This is a genomic window from Gelidibacter japonicus (assembly GCF_010725055.1).
GTDB lineage: Bacteria > Bacteroidota > Bacteroidia > Flavobacteriales > Flavobacteriaceae > Gelidibacter > Gelidibacter japonicus.
Map to the genome: position 1 here is coordinate 35,340 of NZ_BJKB01000011.1, position 15,087 is coordinate 50,426.

9 protein-coding genes and 2 pseudogenes are annotated in these 15,087 nt (G+C 37.3%); 6 read left to right on the forward strand and 5 right to left on the reverse strand.

All coding sequences use genetic code 11. The annotated features are described in order from the left end of the window. Positions 1 to 1,094: site-specific integrase (locus tag G6N06_RS12115; protein WP_163517115.1), on the reverse strand; the 1,094-nt coding region annotated here is incomplete at its 3' end. A gap of 268 nt (positions 1,095 to 1,362) precedes the next feature. On the opposite strand from G6N06_RS12115, the gene G6N06_RS19915 reads away from it, so the two are divergent. The 6 genes and pseudogenes from G6N06_RS19915 to G6N06_RS12145 all read left to right on the forward strand — a co-directional run. Continuing rightward, positions 1,363 to 1,626 carry a hypothetical protein gene (locus G6N06_RS19915; RefSeq protein WP_240338055.1) on the forward strand — a complete coding sequence of 88 codons (264 nt, stop codon included), beginning with the start codon at positions 1,363 to 1,365 and terminating at the stop codon, positions 1,624 to 1,626. Further along, on the forward strand, positions 1,593 to 2,477 hold the full coding sequence (locus G6N06_RS12120; RefSeq protein ID WP_240338056.1) for a glycoside hydrolase family 97 catalytic domain-containing protein: 885 nt from the start codon (positions 1,593 to 1,595) through the stop codon (positions 2,475 to 2,477). Before G6N06_RS19915 ends, G6N06_RS12120 begins: the two co-directional genes overlap by 34 nt. Positions 2,478 to 2,795: 318 nt before the next feature. Continuing rightward, positions 2,796 to 2,939 carry a hypothetical protein gene (locus G6N06_RS12125; protein ID WP_163517014.1) on the forward strand — a complete coding sequence of 48 codons (144 nt, stop codon included), beginning with the start codon at positions 2,796 to 2,798 and terminating at the stop codon, positions 2,937 to 2,939. Positions 2,940 to 2,955: 16 nt separating this feature from the next. Then, a pseudogene (locus G6N06_RS12135) lies at positions 2,956 to 3,875 on the forward strand (IS3 family transposase); the annotation flags it as partial. Positions 3,876 to 3,934: 59 nt separating this feature from the next. Beyond that, on the forward strand, positions 3,935 to 4,858 hold the full coding sequence (locus G6N06_RS12140; RefSeq protein ID WP_163517016.1) for an IS1595 family transposase: 924 nt from the start codon (positions 3,935 to 3,937) through the stop codon (positions 4,856 to 4,858). Positions 4,859 to 4,883: 25 nt separating this feature from the next. Beyond that, positions 4,884 to 5,129 (forward strand): annotated as a pseudogene (locus G6N06_RS12145) (transposase); the annotation flags it as partial. A gap of 118 nt (positions 5,130 to 5,247) precedes the next feature. Here G6N06_RS12145 and G6N06_RS12150 read toward each other — a convergent pair. The 4 genes from G6N06_RS12150 to G6N06_RS12165 all read right to left on the reverse strand — a co-directional run bounded on the left by G6N06_RS12150 (position 5,248) and on the right by G6N06_RS12165 (position 15,022). Beyond that, positions 5,248 to 7,932: a T9SS type A sorting domain-containing protein gene (locus G6N06_RS12150; protein ID WP_163517017.1), complete on the reverse strand. Its 2,685-nt coding sequence runs from the start codon at positions 7,930 to 7,932 to the stop codon at positions 5,248 to 5,250. A gap of 143 nt (positions 7,933 to 8,075) precedes the next feature. Continuing rightward, positions 8,076 to 10,268 (reverse strand): alpha-galactosidase, encoded by a 2,193-nt coding sequence (locus G6N06_RS12155; RefSeq protein WP_163517018.1) that lies wholly within the window; start codon positions 10,266 to 10,268, stop codon positions 8,076 to 8,078. Between the two features lie 154 nt (positions 10,269 to 10,422). Beyond that, a complete protein-coding gene (locus G6N06_RS12160; protein WP_163517019.1) occupies positions 10,423 to 11,952 on the reverse strand; it encodes a RagB/SusD family nutrient uptake outer membrane protein in 1,530 nt (509 codons plus the stop codon). Between the two features lie 28 nt (positions 11,953 to 11,980). Next, the gene (locus G6N06_RS12165) at positions 11,981 to 15,022 is read right to left on the reverse strand and encodes a SusC/RagA family TonB-linked outer membrane protein (RefSeq protein WP_163517020.1); all 3,042 of its coding nucleotides are present in this window, start codon (positions 15,020 to 15,022) and stop codon (positions 11,981 to 11,983) included. Positions 15,023 to 15,087 lie beyond the last annotated feature (65 nt).

Sequence of the window (15,087 nt, forward strand, 5' to 3'; positions counted from 1 at the left end):
CCATTACTTAAGGTAACCGTCGTTGCAAAAGTGTGACGTGCCATATGGAAGGTAAGATTTTTTTTGATACCACAGAGATCTGCTATTTCCTTCAGATAGCTGTTTAATTTCTGATTTGAAAGTTTGGGTAAAAGGTGATCAGTGTCACAAGTCCTTACGTGCTCACTGTATTTGCCAATCAAATGTCCAGCCTTTGGCAGTAAGGGAATTTTAAACGGAGTGCCCGTCTTTGTTCTCGTTGCCATTATCCAAGGATTGCCATCTATACCGCTTACGATATTTTTGCTTGTCAATTCTATGATATCGCTATAGGATATACCCGTGTAGCAACTGAAAACAAATAAATCTCGAACAACGACCAGTCGTTCAATTGCAGAAGTTAAATCCTCAACAGCTTGTAATTCTGTCATTGTAAGGAAACCTCGTTCCTTCTTCTCGATCTTCATTTTAAAATTGACAAATGGATCTCTGTCGATCCATTCCATTCGGTAAGCAAGTGTGACCATCCTCCGTAAACGTTTTATATGTTTCATCGCGGTATTATTTCCCATTTTAGCCTGCCCACTTCTAGGAATATAAGAACGGAGAAAACTTTCAAAACCAACAATGAAACTATATTTGAGTTTTGCCAAAGGGATATCATTCATATTGAATTCCATAGAAATGAATTCTGACATATAACGTTGACTGGTCTTATACTGGGCCATCGTATTTCTATGCAACTTGTGCTGCATTTTTTCGTTATAATAAATAATTAGGCCCTGAAAGGAGAGATTGTTTTTATCTTCACCTAAAAAGCGTGCTTTAATCATCTGGGGGTTAAGACCTCTGTCTTCCGATTTAAATTGCTCATATATTCTTTGAATTTTAGTCTGCACCTCATTTAGATACTGATTTAGAATTCGGGCATCTTTACCCCTTCCGGTAGCTCGTTGAAGCTTTTCATCCCAAGAAGTGATATCAACTTTTCGTTTTAAACTGATGTTCACTCGTTGACCATCAAGAGTAATTCGGACGTAGATATTTGCTTTATTATTAATTGCACGTTTGGCGTACACCCAAAACAAGATGGAAAATGTTGAAGAAGCTCTCATAGTTGTCGTCTTTAATGATTAAACATTATTTAGACGAAAGTCAAATCAACTAGACTTCGGAAATCAATATACAGCTTTTTAACCACAATGTTGACGATTAAAAAATATGTTGACGATTTGTGACCTTTCAGAATCAAATAGAACCAAATCCTATGATTGTCTCAAAAACATAAAACCCTGTAAATCATAAGATTTACAGGGTTTTGAAGGTTTTTGATTTCCTCTTCTGCGGTCGACCTCGAACCCAAAATCTAATCTCCCATGGACAATGCCCTGGAGAGTTATTATTGTTGGAGACCAGGCTGGAGATATATTGCTTTCAAGCTTAATTACAGATTTGGCACCAGCCTCAAAAATTGAGAATACCTCCTGGATAGAAGCGGGAAAGGCATCCTGGTCCTGGTGGTCTGAACCTGAAGACATGTCCGCAGAAATATATAACAAGTTTACCGATTTAGCCGTCTCGTTTGACTGGGAATACACGCTATTTGATGCTGGATGGGAAAAGCAGACTCATTGGAATCCATCATAAATACAGCTTTGTCCAAAGGCATAAAACCATTGGTATGGGGATTTTCGGGAGATTATTTTGACTCAGAAAAAAGAAAAACACGTTTAAAGAAATTCGCGAAAATGGGTATTAAAGGAGTTAAAATAGACTTTTGGTGTTCTGATAGGCAGGAAGTAATGAACGCCTTACAGGGTGTTTTTGAAGATGCAGCGAAGGAGCATTTATTGGTAAACCTGCATGGTGTTACTGTTCCAAGAGGTTGGCATAGAACTTGGCCTAATTTTCTAACAGCCGAAGCCATTTTAGGGCTCGAAAGTTATTTTTATGAAGAAAGATACCCTGATAAAGCGGCAGAGCAGAACACCGTATTGCCTTTTACAAGAAATGTTGCCGGCCCTTCAGACTATACAGCTGTTGGGCTTACCATGCGAAAATATCCTCGTTTAAATACTGCAGTTCATGAATTGGCAACTCCAATGATTTATACTTCAGGGATTATTCATTTTGCTGATTCTAAAGAAGTGTTTGAATCATTACCAACCGATGTAAAAACCCTATTGAAAGATATGCCCGCTACCTGGGATAAATCGGAAGGTATTGTATGCGAGCCAGGCGAAGCAATTGTACTTTTACGAATAAAGGATTCATTATCTTATATTGTTGGAATAAATGGTACCCATAAGCAAATGCCTCTTAAGTTGAATCTTAAAAAATATTGTGGAAACTTTTCAGATTTTAAAATAATTACTGAAGGTGAAGATCCATTAATGGAGTTTGCAACCCATACGTATCCAGTTGATGCGGATTGGTCGTACTCAATGTTGCCTAAAGGAGGTTTTATAATCCAGTTTATAAATAAGAAGGAAAAATAAAAAAAGGAGATTTCATTTTTTAAAATGTCTTGAAATTTCTATTGATGATAATTTTATTAAGATAGGCTCCCAATCATAGTTTATGAATTTTTTAATAGTTAATGCCAAGTGGGATTGAAGAGCCTAATAATCTAATTTCCTGATAATGTTTAGCAATTAAATGAATATTGGATATTTGAGAGCAATGTTCAGCTTAAATATTTAACAAAGTGAGCCATAAATATTTACTTTTTATGGCGCCAAAATATAGTTTTCCTTTCCTGCCTGCCGGTAGCTACCCAGTACACACAAGTTTTTATTAATATATTTGGCAAAAAAATGAAATCTCCAGAAATCTCACCGAAGTATTTTATTCCTGACTATACTGAGCTTACCAATGACAAGCGCCTGGATGTCCGGTTAGAACAATTATCCAAAAGTGGAGTGTCTATCTTTGATGGTACTAATTTATTGAGTCCATAATAAGTATATTTGAATTATGGCAAAACAGTATGATAACGAATTCAAGGTTATGATAGTAGATTTATTAAAATCTGGATTAATGGCAAAACAGGTTAGTGAGGACTATGGTCTGAACGGCGGTATGATACGTCGATGGAAAAGGGAATATGAAGCTAAATCGGGGGATTTCAGCAAGAAAAGAGAGGTTTCCCCGCAGGAGCAGGAACTGAAGTCTTTGCAGAAAGAGCTCAGAGAGGTCAAGATGGAGCGTGATATATTAAAAAAGGCGGTGAGCATCTTCTCCAAGAGCGGCACATAATATATCATTTTATTCTAAGGAACAAAGATTATTATCCTGTCGGGAAGATGTGCAAGTGCATGAAAGTGGGCAAGAACTCTTATTATCATTGGCTTAGGAACAAAGATTTGGAAAGGGTCGAAACAGCAACCGAGACATTAAAAAAAAGAATTCGATTCCATTTTGGACAGAGCATGGAAATCTATGGCAGCTATCGTATCCAGCAAAAACTGGAACGAGCAAACCTGTTCTATTCCCGTTCCTATATAGCATTGCTGATGAGGGAAATGCGTTTGAGATTCGTGCTAAGAAGAAAATTCGTGGTGACAACGGATTCCGAGTACACCTTCCCTGTGGCGGATAATAAACTTGACAGAGACTTTGGCACTGTGCAACTGGGGAAGAAATGGGTCTCAGATATTACATATATCCGTGTTGGTGACCAATGGAACTACTTGACCACGGTCATGGACCTTGCCGACAGGAAAATTGTGGGCTGGGCGTTGAGCGAGGATATGACCGCTGGCAACACCGTAATGAAGGCCTGGTTGGATGCATGTCGGACTAGAGCACTCCGCAATGGCTTCATCTTTCATTCTGACAGAGGGGTACAATATGCCTCCAATAAATTGACCGATCTCTTTAATTTCAATAAAAAAAAATGCTTATCCGTTTTAACACCTAAATTATTATCTTTGGATCTAAACCAGAAAAAGAGATGTCAATTATAGATTATTACAAACACTATCCCGATGAAGAGAGCTGCAAGCTGAAATTCAAGGCAGTCAGGGACAAGCAGGGCGTTATCTGTAAGAAATGCGGCTGCACCGATCATTATTGGAAAGGGGACAAATGGAGCTACGAGTGCAAGCAGTGCAGATTCCGAACTTCATTACGCTCGGGAACGGTATTGCAGTCGAGCAAGCTGCCCTTCCAGTACTGGTTCATCGCCATGCACCTTCTGACCGCGACCAAGAAGAGCTTCTCCGCCAAGGAGATGCAGCGACAGCTGGGCCACAACCGCTACGAACCCATCTGGGCGATGATGCACAAGATACGTTCGGTCATGGGGCTGCGCGATGATACCCATACGCTGACTGAGGCCATCGAACTGGACGAGGGCTTCTTCGAGACCGTAGACCGTGATCGCGACAAGGATGAGCCCAACAAGCGTGGCAGGGGGAGCCAGAGACAGACCACCGTCCTTGTCATGGTTGAATCCAAGGACAATCCGGACAACACAAAAAGGAACAGACCGGACAAGAAGGTAAAGTACCTTAAGATGAAAGTGATCAATAACCTGAGGTCAGAGACCATAAACCAAAAGATAGAAATTGGGGTTGACAAGGGCACGCACATGACGACCGACGACTATTCATCCTACAAGAAAATCAGCAGTACGGTCGAGCATACCGCCCACAAGGTCAACACTGCAAATGTCAACAAATTGCTGCCATGGGTACACAAAGCAATAAGCAACGCAAAGAGACTGCTGCTCGACGTACACCATAGGATAGACGACGATTTCCTGCAAAATTACCTTAACGAGTTCTGTTATAAGTTCAATAGAAGGTACTTTGGAGAACGGACAATGGAAAGACTCCTGATAGCAGGCGTTCAGCATCAATGGAACGAACTTTAGGTGTCTTTACGGATAAGCATAAAAAAAAATAACACAATCCATGAGCAGAAAGGGTAATTGTTGGGACAATGCTGTTGCGGAGAGTTTTTTTAAAACGATAAAACATGAATGGCTGTATAGGTTCAAATATACCACTCACGACCATTTGTTCGAATCGATAAATCAATACATAACGTGGTACAATAACGAAAGACTACATTCTAGTTTAGGGTATCTCTCCCCTTTAGAAATGGAAATGAGACTAAGAGGGTTTTCTAAAAAAGTGGCTTGAAAAAATTAGTCCCAAATTTAGTAGGTATTCCACTAAAATCTGTCCTACGTAATGACACTAATCATATTTAGGTATTTCCAGAATTACGAATCTAAAAGCCAACTTGGATTTTATTTCCTTATTTTTTGATGTATTTAAAATTCTGTACCGTCCCGTTCGATCTTAATACTCTTATAATATAAATCCCATCCGATAGGGAGCTTACAGGAATATTTGGACTCAAAACGCCTTTAGTCTCTAAAGTATTATTTAAAACCACTTTTCCGTTCATATCATAGATTGTATATTTAACATGGTCATTTATAGCTTGGGAAAATTTGATTTTAACGTTTGTCGAAGAAGGATTTGGAAATACGGCTCCTTGTTTTAGAATAGAATTAACATCTGGAAGCTCTAACGATTCTGAATAAATTTTAAATATCGTGGCATCCTTTTTCTTTATCTCAACACTCAATGTTTCTTGAGCTTCACTAGTGATTCCCGTGAATAAATCCTTAACTATATAATTTTCAGACCCTAAACCCAATCTACTCAGATCAATGTTATTTGTAACTGTTGAATTGCTATAATTAAATACAGCTATATAAATCATATCATTTTTTACACCATAAAATATATTTGATGCCGATAGATCGGTATTGCCTTCGGCAGGAATAAACTCAACGTCATAACGTGCAACATCCATCAGTTCCTGATTTTGAAGCATATCTTTTGATTTTTCATGCCAAACTCCTGAAGTAGAATAGTCATCTCCCGCCGTTACTGTACCAATAACTATACTTGCTAAGAGTCGAGCTCGGTTTTCTCCAATCGACGTATTCCCAAAGACAACACTATCCGAATCTAGGTAATCATAAATTTGGTTTTGCCACCAGCCATAGGTAGCACTGTTAAGTTGGTATTCAGTATCCAGGATGTTACCTTGTCGATATGTATCACAAGCAATGCGCCGCATATGGGCATAAGGACCTGTTGACAAATTAGGACATATCGCAGCTTCCACTAACATTGTGCTTCCAATCTCATCTATTAAAAATCGCATTCCGTCGTGATAAGCTTCCATACCTGTATGAATATTAGGATTATAGAAGCTGTCTGCTTCCAGACTAGCATGTGTCAAAAAGTCAATTTTTAACATCTCGAAACCTGCCGCTTTGAAGCGATCAATATAATATTTCATTCTTTCCTTTGTTCCCGGATGAGTAGGGTCGATGGCATAAGCTCCTGATCTTTCAAACGGAGCACCATTGATCTTAGTCCAAATGGATGCATAATTATAAGAACTACCTTCTACTTGGCGATTCCACTTTCCCCAATCGACAAGAGGCGCCCAATAAATTCCTGCCTTAAATCCTTTGCTTTTCGCATAAGTTACAAATTCCGTTAACTGGACATCTGTCATATTATCCCAATACGAATCAAGATCTATGAACAGGGTATTGTCTTCACTCCTAAATCCCGGACAATCATCATGAAAAAAATCGACTATAGCTGTTGATTTTGAATAATTAATAGTAGTTCCAAAAGCCGCCCAACTATTCCAACCAAAAGGTTTTGGAGCGGTCCAGTCATAAATGTATTTTGGTTGTATTTCGGCAGAAGCCTTTCCAAATTTTTCAAGTCCAGTCCGCCAATCATCATCTTGACTTATTATAACTTTTGGAGATGAACAACTCGTCTCTCCGACGCTAACCCAACCATGTCCACGACCATCATGAGTAATATTGTCATCCGTCCAGCCAGCGATGACAGAAAGATAAGTTGACCCTTCATCTCCTCCATACACCTTGACACCAGTCTTCCATTTGGACCGGTCTAAAGATCCAATCACTAAACCTTTGCGATTCGTGTTATTATATATACTTGTAACCTCGGATGAAGTAAAATCGGAATATCCTAACACGTTGGCATTATAGCGGACCCATTCATCATTATCATATGGTACAAACAAGGCCCGAGTATCGCCTCCACCAAAGTTTGGAGTTACTTGATTACTAGTTAATGGAGACATTTTATAACTATTAGACCCGGCACCTGTGAGAATTACTTCGGTGACCAAATACTCTTTATCCGTATAGGTGTAAAAAACTTGTTGCATCCCTAAAGTAAAATTACCGGTTAATGTAAAAATATGCTTGGTGCCAGTACCAATATTGTCAGTAAAAAGTTCTGACGAATAAGAACTCGCTGCAAAATTTGTACTTATATACTGTTGATCGCTGGATGCATAAGCCGAAGCATTTTTAATGACGACTTTCCCATCAAATACAACATCATATGTTTTATTTGTCAAATTGTAAACCAAGGAATTGTTTGAACCAAAAGTAAATGATTGTTGATTGGAAGAACCAACGGGAGTTAATTCGAACTTGTCAAGATTTGGTGCAAAATTATTTGCGTTTTCCCATAAAAGGTTTGTAACTCCAGCATTTAAATAGACTTGTATAACAATTGAAGCAGGTACATCCCACCCTCCACTCGGTTCACAAGGAATAGCTATTGTAGCACTTGACCCTGTTTTTAAGCGAATTGTTCTTTCTTCCGCAGTACAATAAAATAATTCTAGATTATACCAGCCAGCAGTTGACACATTGACTGGTATTGTGGCATCACTGTCAACTCCAACATAACTTACCATACTATTTCCTGAACAAGATGCACAATAATCGGCATAAGCATTGTTTGTAAGTATCCCAGATTCAAACTCATAAGTTTGTGCCATACTTATAATTGGACACATGGTTAAAATAAGTGCACAAAATAGATTTAAAAATAATCTATCTTCGGATATTATTAATTTCATAATGATCTATTTTGGTGATTATATTATTTATTAACTATATTATTTATCGATTGGTTTTACTCGTTCCGAGTAAAAGATTTGTATTTGAAAAAAAATAACATCTCTCATTTTATTACTGAAATAATTAGAAAATAGTTACGAATTTATATTCTTGTTAATTTTAAAACGACGCTAGTGTTATTTAAATTGACATGAGGGTTAATTCCTATCTTCATCAAAAAATCTCCACTGTAAGCTTTTGAAATAACTACTGGCTCTTTATTTGGATAGACATTTATCTCTTCAACTAGATAATGTGCATCCTTATCTAAACCTTTTATTATAATTGGATTTCGCGACCCGCTCCCATAACGGTTATTCACTAAATAATTAAACATTACAGCTTCATTTCCATTCTTGTTTACAAATATCAATGATGCAACATCATTTTTCAACGGACTCTGTAATCTGTATAGTGCTCCATGCAGAATGGAATTACTTAATGCCGAATAATTTTTTATGGCGTTCTGACAAAATTCGAGGTCTTCCTCATTTAAATCTTCTACAACAATGTCAAATCCCAATTTACCCATCATGGCAACGTCGGTTTTAAACTTTATTGGTTGCTTACCCCAATTGGTGACATGATTTACGGTGGCTATTGCGGGATAAAAATATGAGTATTCCCATTGCATAAAAATGCGCTCTATGGGATCAGTATTATCACTTGGCCAAAATTCAGTAAAATATTTAAGAACGGCATAATCAACTCTCCCACCTCCACCAGCACAAAGCATCATCGGTGTTTTCGGATATTTCGCACGAACTCGTTCCAATACTTTATAGAGTCCATTAACATAATCAATATACAGATGAGACTGGTTTGCACCCAAGTGCTTTGAGTACGAATTATAAATGACCGCATTACAATCCCATTTTATATAGGCTAAATCAGGATTTTCAATGAATAAATCATCCACAACTCCGTATACAAAATCCTGGACTTTTGGATTAGATAAATCCAAAACAAGTTGGTTTCTAAAATAATGTTCTTCTCGATCAGGTTGTTTGATGACCCAATCTGGATGCTTTTGATATAAATTACTTTCAGGACTTACCATTTCGGGCTCTATCCAAATTCCAAATCCCACATTGTTATTTGTCGCCGTTTCCACTAACGTGGCAATACCATTGGGAAGCTTCTTTTTATTAACATCCCAATCTCCCAATGCTGCATCGTCATTATTTCTTGGATAATCATTCCCAAACCACCCATCATCAAGTAAAAAAAGATCTACGCCAAGCCTCCTACTGTCAACAATCAAATCTTTAAGTTTTGCTTCATCAAAATCGAAATAAGTTGACTCCCAGTTATTTAAAAGTGTATAACGTGATCCTTCTCCGTCCAATATTTTATACTTTGTTGCCCAATTATGCAAATTTCTACTGGCAAAACCTTTTCCCTGAGACGATAAAGTGAACCAAAACTTTGGGGTTTTAAATATGACATTCTTTGCCAACCTATAATTGGATGCATCATTATTAATCCCTGAAATAATTCTTAAATTATTTAACGGATCTAATTCTAAATCAGTTCGAAAATTACCCGACCATTCTAAGCCAGCAAACAATACGAAACCTTCATTTTCGGTAGCAGGTGTCTCCAATGACACCATAAAAACAGGTGGCTGAAATAAATTAGCTCTGGTTCCTAATTTAGAATCAAGTACTTTAATCCCATGGGTCAATCTTGTTTCCTCTGACTGCATCTCTTGTGCCCAATCTCCATGATATTGGTTTAACCAATATTCTTTAGAACCTTTGAGATACAAGTTGGCTGAAGAAAATTTATTCAATATAACCTCACCTTTTTCCGAATGCTTAATTGTTGTCCATTGTTCTATGATGTCATTTTCAAAATAAGTGACATAAAATAAATGCACTTCGAAAGGATAAACCGGATCTCTTAATAAAATATCTGTCTGTGTGATCCCTTCACCAATCGAGGTTATAGTCTTGCTTACATAATGTAAATCTAATGAAGTATTCCCATCGGCATGTGTTACAGCAATTGCCGGCTCCAAAAGGTTTTTGGACCCAGAAGATGTATATGTGGCATTATAAACTCCAGAATAATCTGTTCCTTGGCTATATTCAGGCGGAATGAATCCATACTCATTATCATTATCTAGTGAAGCACCAAAATATATTGTACTTAACTCGTTGCTCGTATTTACTTGTAATGCCAAGGTAGTGTTCTTCGTTTTTATTAAAATAATTTCTTGGGCCATCATGGGTGTCAAATTAATTATGAGCGACAAGAAAATTACGAGAATATATGGTTTAAATTTTCCCATTATATTTGGTTTATTACATATTAATAATAGCATATCATATAGTATTTTAAGAGGCTGATATTAAGGATTATTTAAAACTGATAGAACCATAGATGTCATTTTCAGAAGGAATTTTTAAAAACAATACACGCAAAAATGCTTTTTATTAGTCTTTTTAATAGCCTTCATTTTGATCCCCATCATCAATATCTGGATTGATTAGGATTTCAGTTAAAGGAATTGGGTATCTATTGTGAAAATTCGCAATTGTACCGTTTTCGTTTGCCCATTTATTCCGAACCTTTACCAACTCCACTAATTTCCCGGTGCGTATAAGGTCCATCCTTCTCCAGCCTTCAAATGCCAGTTCGCGCATACGTTCATCCAATATATTCCTTCTGAAATCGGACTGCGATAAACCATTCCATGCCATGTCTCCGGGCATAGTGCCCCCAAAGGCCCTATTTCTAACCAGGTTGACATAAGTCTCTGCTTCATTAGTACTGCCTAATTCATTAAGGCATTCGGCATAACATAATAGTACATCTGAATATCTCAAATATGTTTTATTTTTCCCTGAATACCAAAATGATATTGAACCTTGAGTGCGTATGTCTTCATACTTTCTTATATGGGGATCAAGTTCATCTCCCCCAGCCCCTGCCGGTATTGGAGGAATTGAGCCTTTATAGGTAAAGTCATAACGAATACTGGCATTTTTACGTAAATCTCCTGGCTCCCATAGACCACCATCAACTACATCAGTATAGCAATATTTCGTTGGAAGAAGTAAATCATAGCCACCAAAATAAGCATATTGATCAACGTTAGCTACAGCTCTAGATCCTGTCTGCCATTGGAGTTGATTATTGTCTGGATAAGTATTATTAAATTGAAACTCATAAATCGATTCCTGAGAATTTGCATTATTAGGACTAAAAACACTGGAATAAGATGGTAAAAGACTGTAAGTTCCAGAATTTATAACTTTACCAAACCATTCTTTTGCTATATTATAGTCACGGAATTCAGAGGTCTCAGGTGCATACATATAAACTTTTCCGAGCATGGCCTGAGCAGCCCCTTTTGTGGGTAGTGATGGGTTTTCTTGGGTGACTGGAAGATTAGCCTCGGCTACAAGAAGGTCGTTTGTGATATAAGTATATACATCTTTTAGTGACTTTCGACCGGATCCGAGTTCTGCTACACGACCATAGTCCACGATTGGAATTTCACCCCAATAGATGGAAAGTTCAAACATTAAAGTTGCTCTAATAAAACTCGCCTCACCTAATAGGATTTTCCGACGGTTTTCATCTTCTTCATTATTGATTCCGAGAAAATAAATTGCTTGTGCCGCAGGACCAATAATTTGAAAACGAGAATTCCATTGTGCATTAATGACACTATTCTCTTTCGACAAGTATCCGTTATAGTAATCGAGGCCTGCTTGTTCGGGAACAGTAGTTACTTGATATGTGCCCTGTTGAGTTTCATCAGTACCTAACTGAGTGATTAGTCCCCCACGGTCCTTTTGAATATTTCTCCATGAGCTAAACGCACCTAATACAAGTGGTTCCATTTTTTCTAGGGAACCGAATATTTGTTCATCTGTTAATGCGGTCTCAGGGTTTAGATCCAAATAATCCGAACATGAGACTAACAAAACGATCAATGTTAATATGGCTAAAATTTTTGTTTTCATAATCTTTTCTTTTATCTCTTTATATTATTTACATGGAAATTTGAGCTCCCATTACAAACATTCTCGAAGTAGGATAGAAATCTCCACCTTCAGGATCGTAACCTTTATATTTTGTTATTGTAAACAAATTAGAGCCGGTGACATATAAGCGCAATTTTTTAAAATTCAAATTATTAGAAATCATACTTGGAATATCGAAGGATAACGTTAATGCATTTAATCTCAGAAAAGAGGCATCTTGTATAGCATTATCTGTTTCATACAATCCATACCTACTTCCGCCGTTAAAGGCTCTTGGTATGTCTGAGTTTGTATTTGATGGGGTCCAACGATCAAGCAAATCTATATGACCTGCACTCATACCATAAGAATTCATATAACTTTCATAAATCGGACTTATCTTTTTGCCTCCAATAGAATATGCAAACACTGCTGTGAGACCTATTCCTTTATAATTTAAGCTCGTATTAAAACCCCCATAAAAATCAGGATCAGTTTTTCCAACAACATACTTATCATCATTATCAATTTTACCGTTATTATCACGATCGACCGGTAAAATATCTCCTGGGCTTACGCTTCGTCCCCCAAAATCGATAGCATTGATGGCATCCGCATCAGAGGTTTGGGCTATTTTATCAAATTGATATACATAAATGGAGTTGATCGATTCACCCACAAACAAGTTACCCGTTCTTTGGACGTCCGTTCCGGTTGCTCCTCCATAATTATATATAGCTTCTAATCCATCGAAAAGCTTAGTAACTTTATTGACCGAAGATGAAATGTTAGCAGATATGTCCCATGTAAAATCCTCCCGGTTAACAATATTTGTATTGACCGCAATTTCAATACCTTTGTTAGTAGTTTCTCCAACATTATAAATGATCTTCTGAAACCCAAATCCAGCAATTGGAGAGAGTAGTTTTTCCATTAACAAGTCTGAATTTACTATATTAAAATAGTCCACCGTTAGACCTAAATTGTTTTTGAATAACGACATATCAATACCAACATTTAATTGTTTTTGCTTTTCCCAGCGCAGGTCAGGATTTGCAAAATATCCATAAGGTTGATAAGTAGAAGTCCCGTTAGAAACGGATGGACGATATAAAGATAGATTTCCATAACTTGGAATGTTCTGGTTTCCAACAATACCGTAACCAGCGCGTAGTTTAAGTTGATTGATATTAACAGCGTCTTCAAGAAACTCTTCTTTTGCCACATCCCAACTCGCAGATACCGATGGGAAAATGGCCCACTTATTCTTTGGCCCGAATTTAGAAGATCCGTCAAAACGGGTTGTGGCGGTGACTGAATACTTTCTATCGAAAGTATAAACAACCCTACCTATAAAAGACGCGAGAGTGTTTATATTAAAATCTGAACCAAGATATACGTTTTCTCTTTGCTCATTTCCCTGCAGATAGTGATAGGTTAAATCATCGGATTCAAATCCAACACCATACACATCCGTGTTATTATTTGTATTCCGAGATAATGAAAAACCAGTCAAAACGTTCAGGTCATGAATCCCATTTAAAGTCGTTCTAAAATTTATGGTATTATCCAATTGATAATTAAACTGAGCATAACGGTAATGATGTGCTTGACCATCCTTCGAATTTCTTAAAGATTGCCCAGTGGTGGATGGCATATATTCGAAATTCGCCTGATCTATGGCATCTATAGAAGCAGTTGTCCTTAAATCTAATCCGTCCATAAGTTTAATGTTTATAAAGTTACTACTGGTAATGTGGTTTTTAGTACTTCTGTTATCAATGGTCAAACTCAAAATCGGGTTGTAGCTGTTGGTATTAACTACGTCCGCATATTTCAGATATGGTGCAGTAGAGTCAATTTCCAAAAAAGGATTAGCATTAAGAGCATTCGTAAAGGCACTACCTTCAATATAAGTCGATTTGTTTCTCGAAAATGTTGTGTTAGTCCCAATCTGAAGCCAGGATTTTACATCTTGACTTAAATTTATCTTTGCATTATACCTTTTAAAAGATGAATTTTTGAGTAAACCGGTTTGGTCTGTATAATTGAAACTTAAATAATAAGTGCCTTTATCTCCACCGCCTGAAAAACTCAAGTTGTGATTGCTTTGAATTCCTTTACGAGTAACTTGATCCAACCAATTGTAGCTTTTCCCATTTCTGTGGGCGTCTAACTCATACTGAGCAAATACATTGGAACCTTCCGTGGTTATCTGGTTGACATAAGCATTACGATCGGCTCCTGGATTAGCATTCATATAGGCATTGGCAAAAGCATCGACCCTAAGATCAAAAAGCTGATTAGCATTCAGAAGAGGAAGCGTTTTACTGAATTCAGAAATACCAGTCCACGTATCAAATTCTATTGTCCCGGAAGTTCCTCTAAGTCCCTTTTTTGTAGTTATAACTATTACGCCATTAGAAGCTTTAGATCCATATATGGCGGTAGCAGATGCGTCCTTCAAGACATCGATACTCGCCACATCATTAGGATTTATTGCCTCCAAAGCATTATCCATAATTAAGCCATCCACTACAAAAATTGGATTATTGCCAAATTTAATCGAATTATTCCCGCGAACTTGAATAGAAGAACTTCCTCCAGGTGTCGGATTTTGCTGAATGTGAACTCCTGAAAGACGTCCCTGTAAAGATGTCAATACGTTGGACGACGGTGTTTCGCGAAGTTTTTCTCCTGAAACGTTTCCCACAGCTCCTGTTAGATCACTTCTTTTAACCACTGCACCCACTATCACGATTTCGTCTAACTCATTTAAATCTGGTTGTAAACTAATATCAATTTTGGTTTCTGAACCCACAATAATTGTTTGGGTAATAAATCCAATGTAGCTAAACTCAAGCACAGCGTTAGCTGAAACATTTTCTAAGGTGTAGGTGCCATTAAAATCAGCAACCGTACCTCTATTTGTGCCTTTAATTATTATACTAGAACCAGGTAGTGGTAAATTGTGGTCATCAGTAACCCTTCCAGAAATAGTTTGGGAATAAACATTTCCAAGACAAGTAATAGCAATTAACAAGCAAAAGTAGCTTATCCTTTTTTTCATAATTTTAGTTTTATGTTAATAGATATTAAAAAGTTGTATTTATCTTTATTTATCCTTGGCTATTA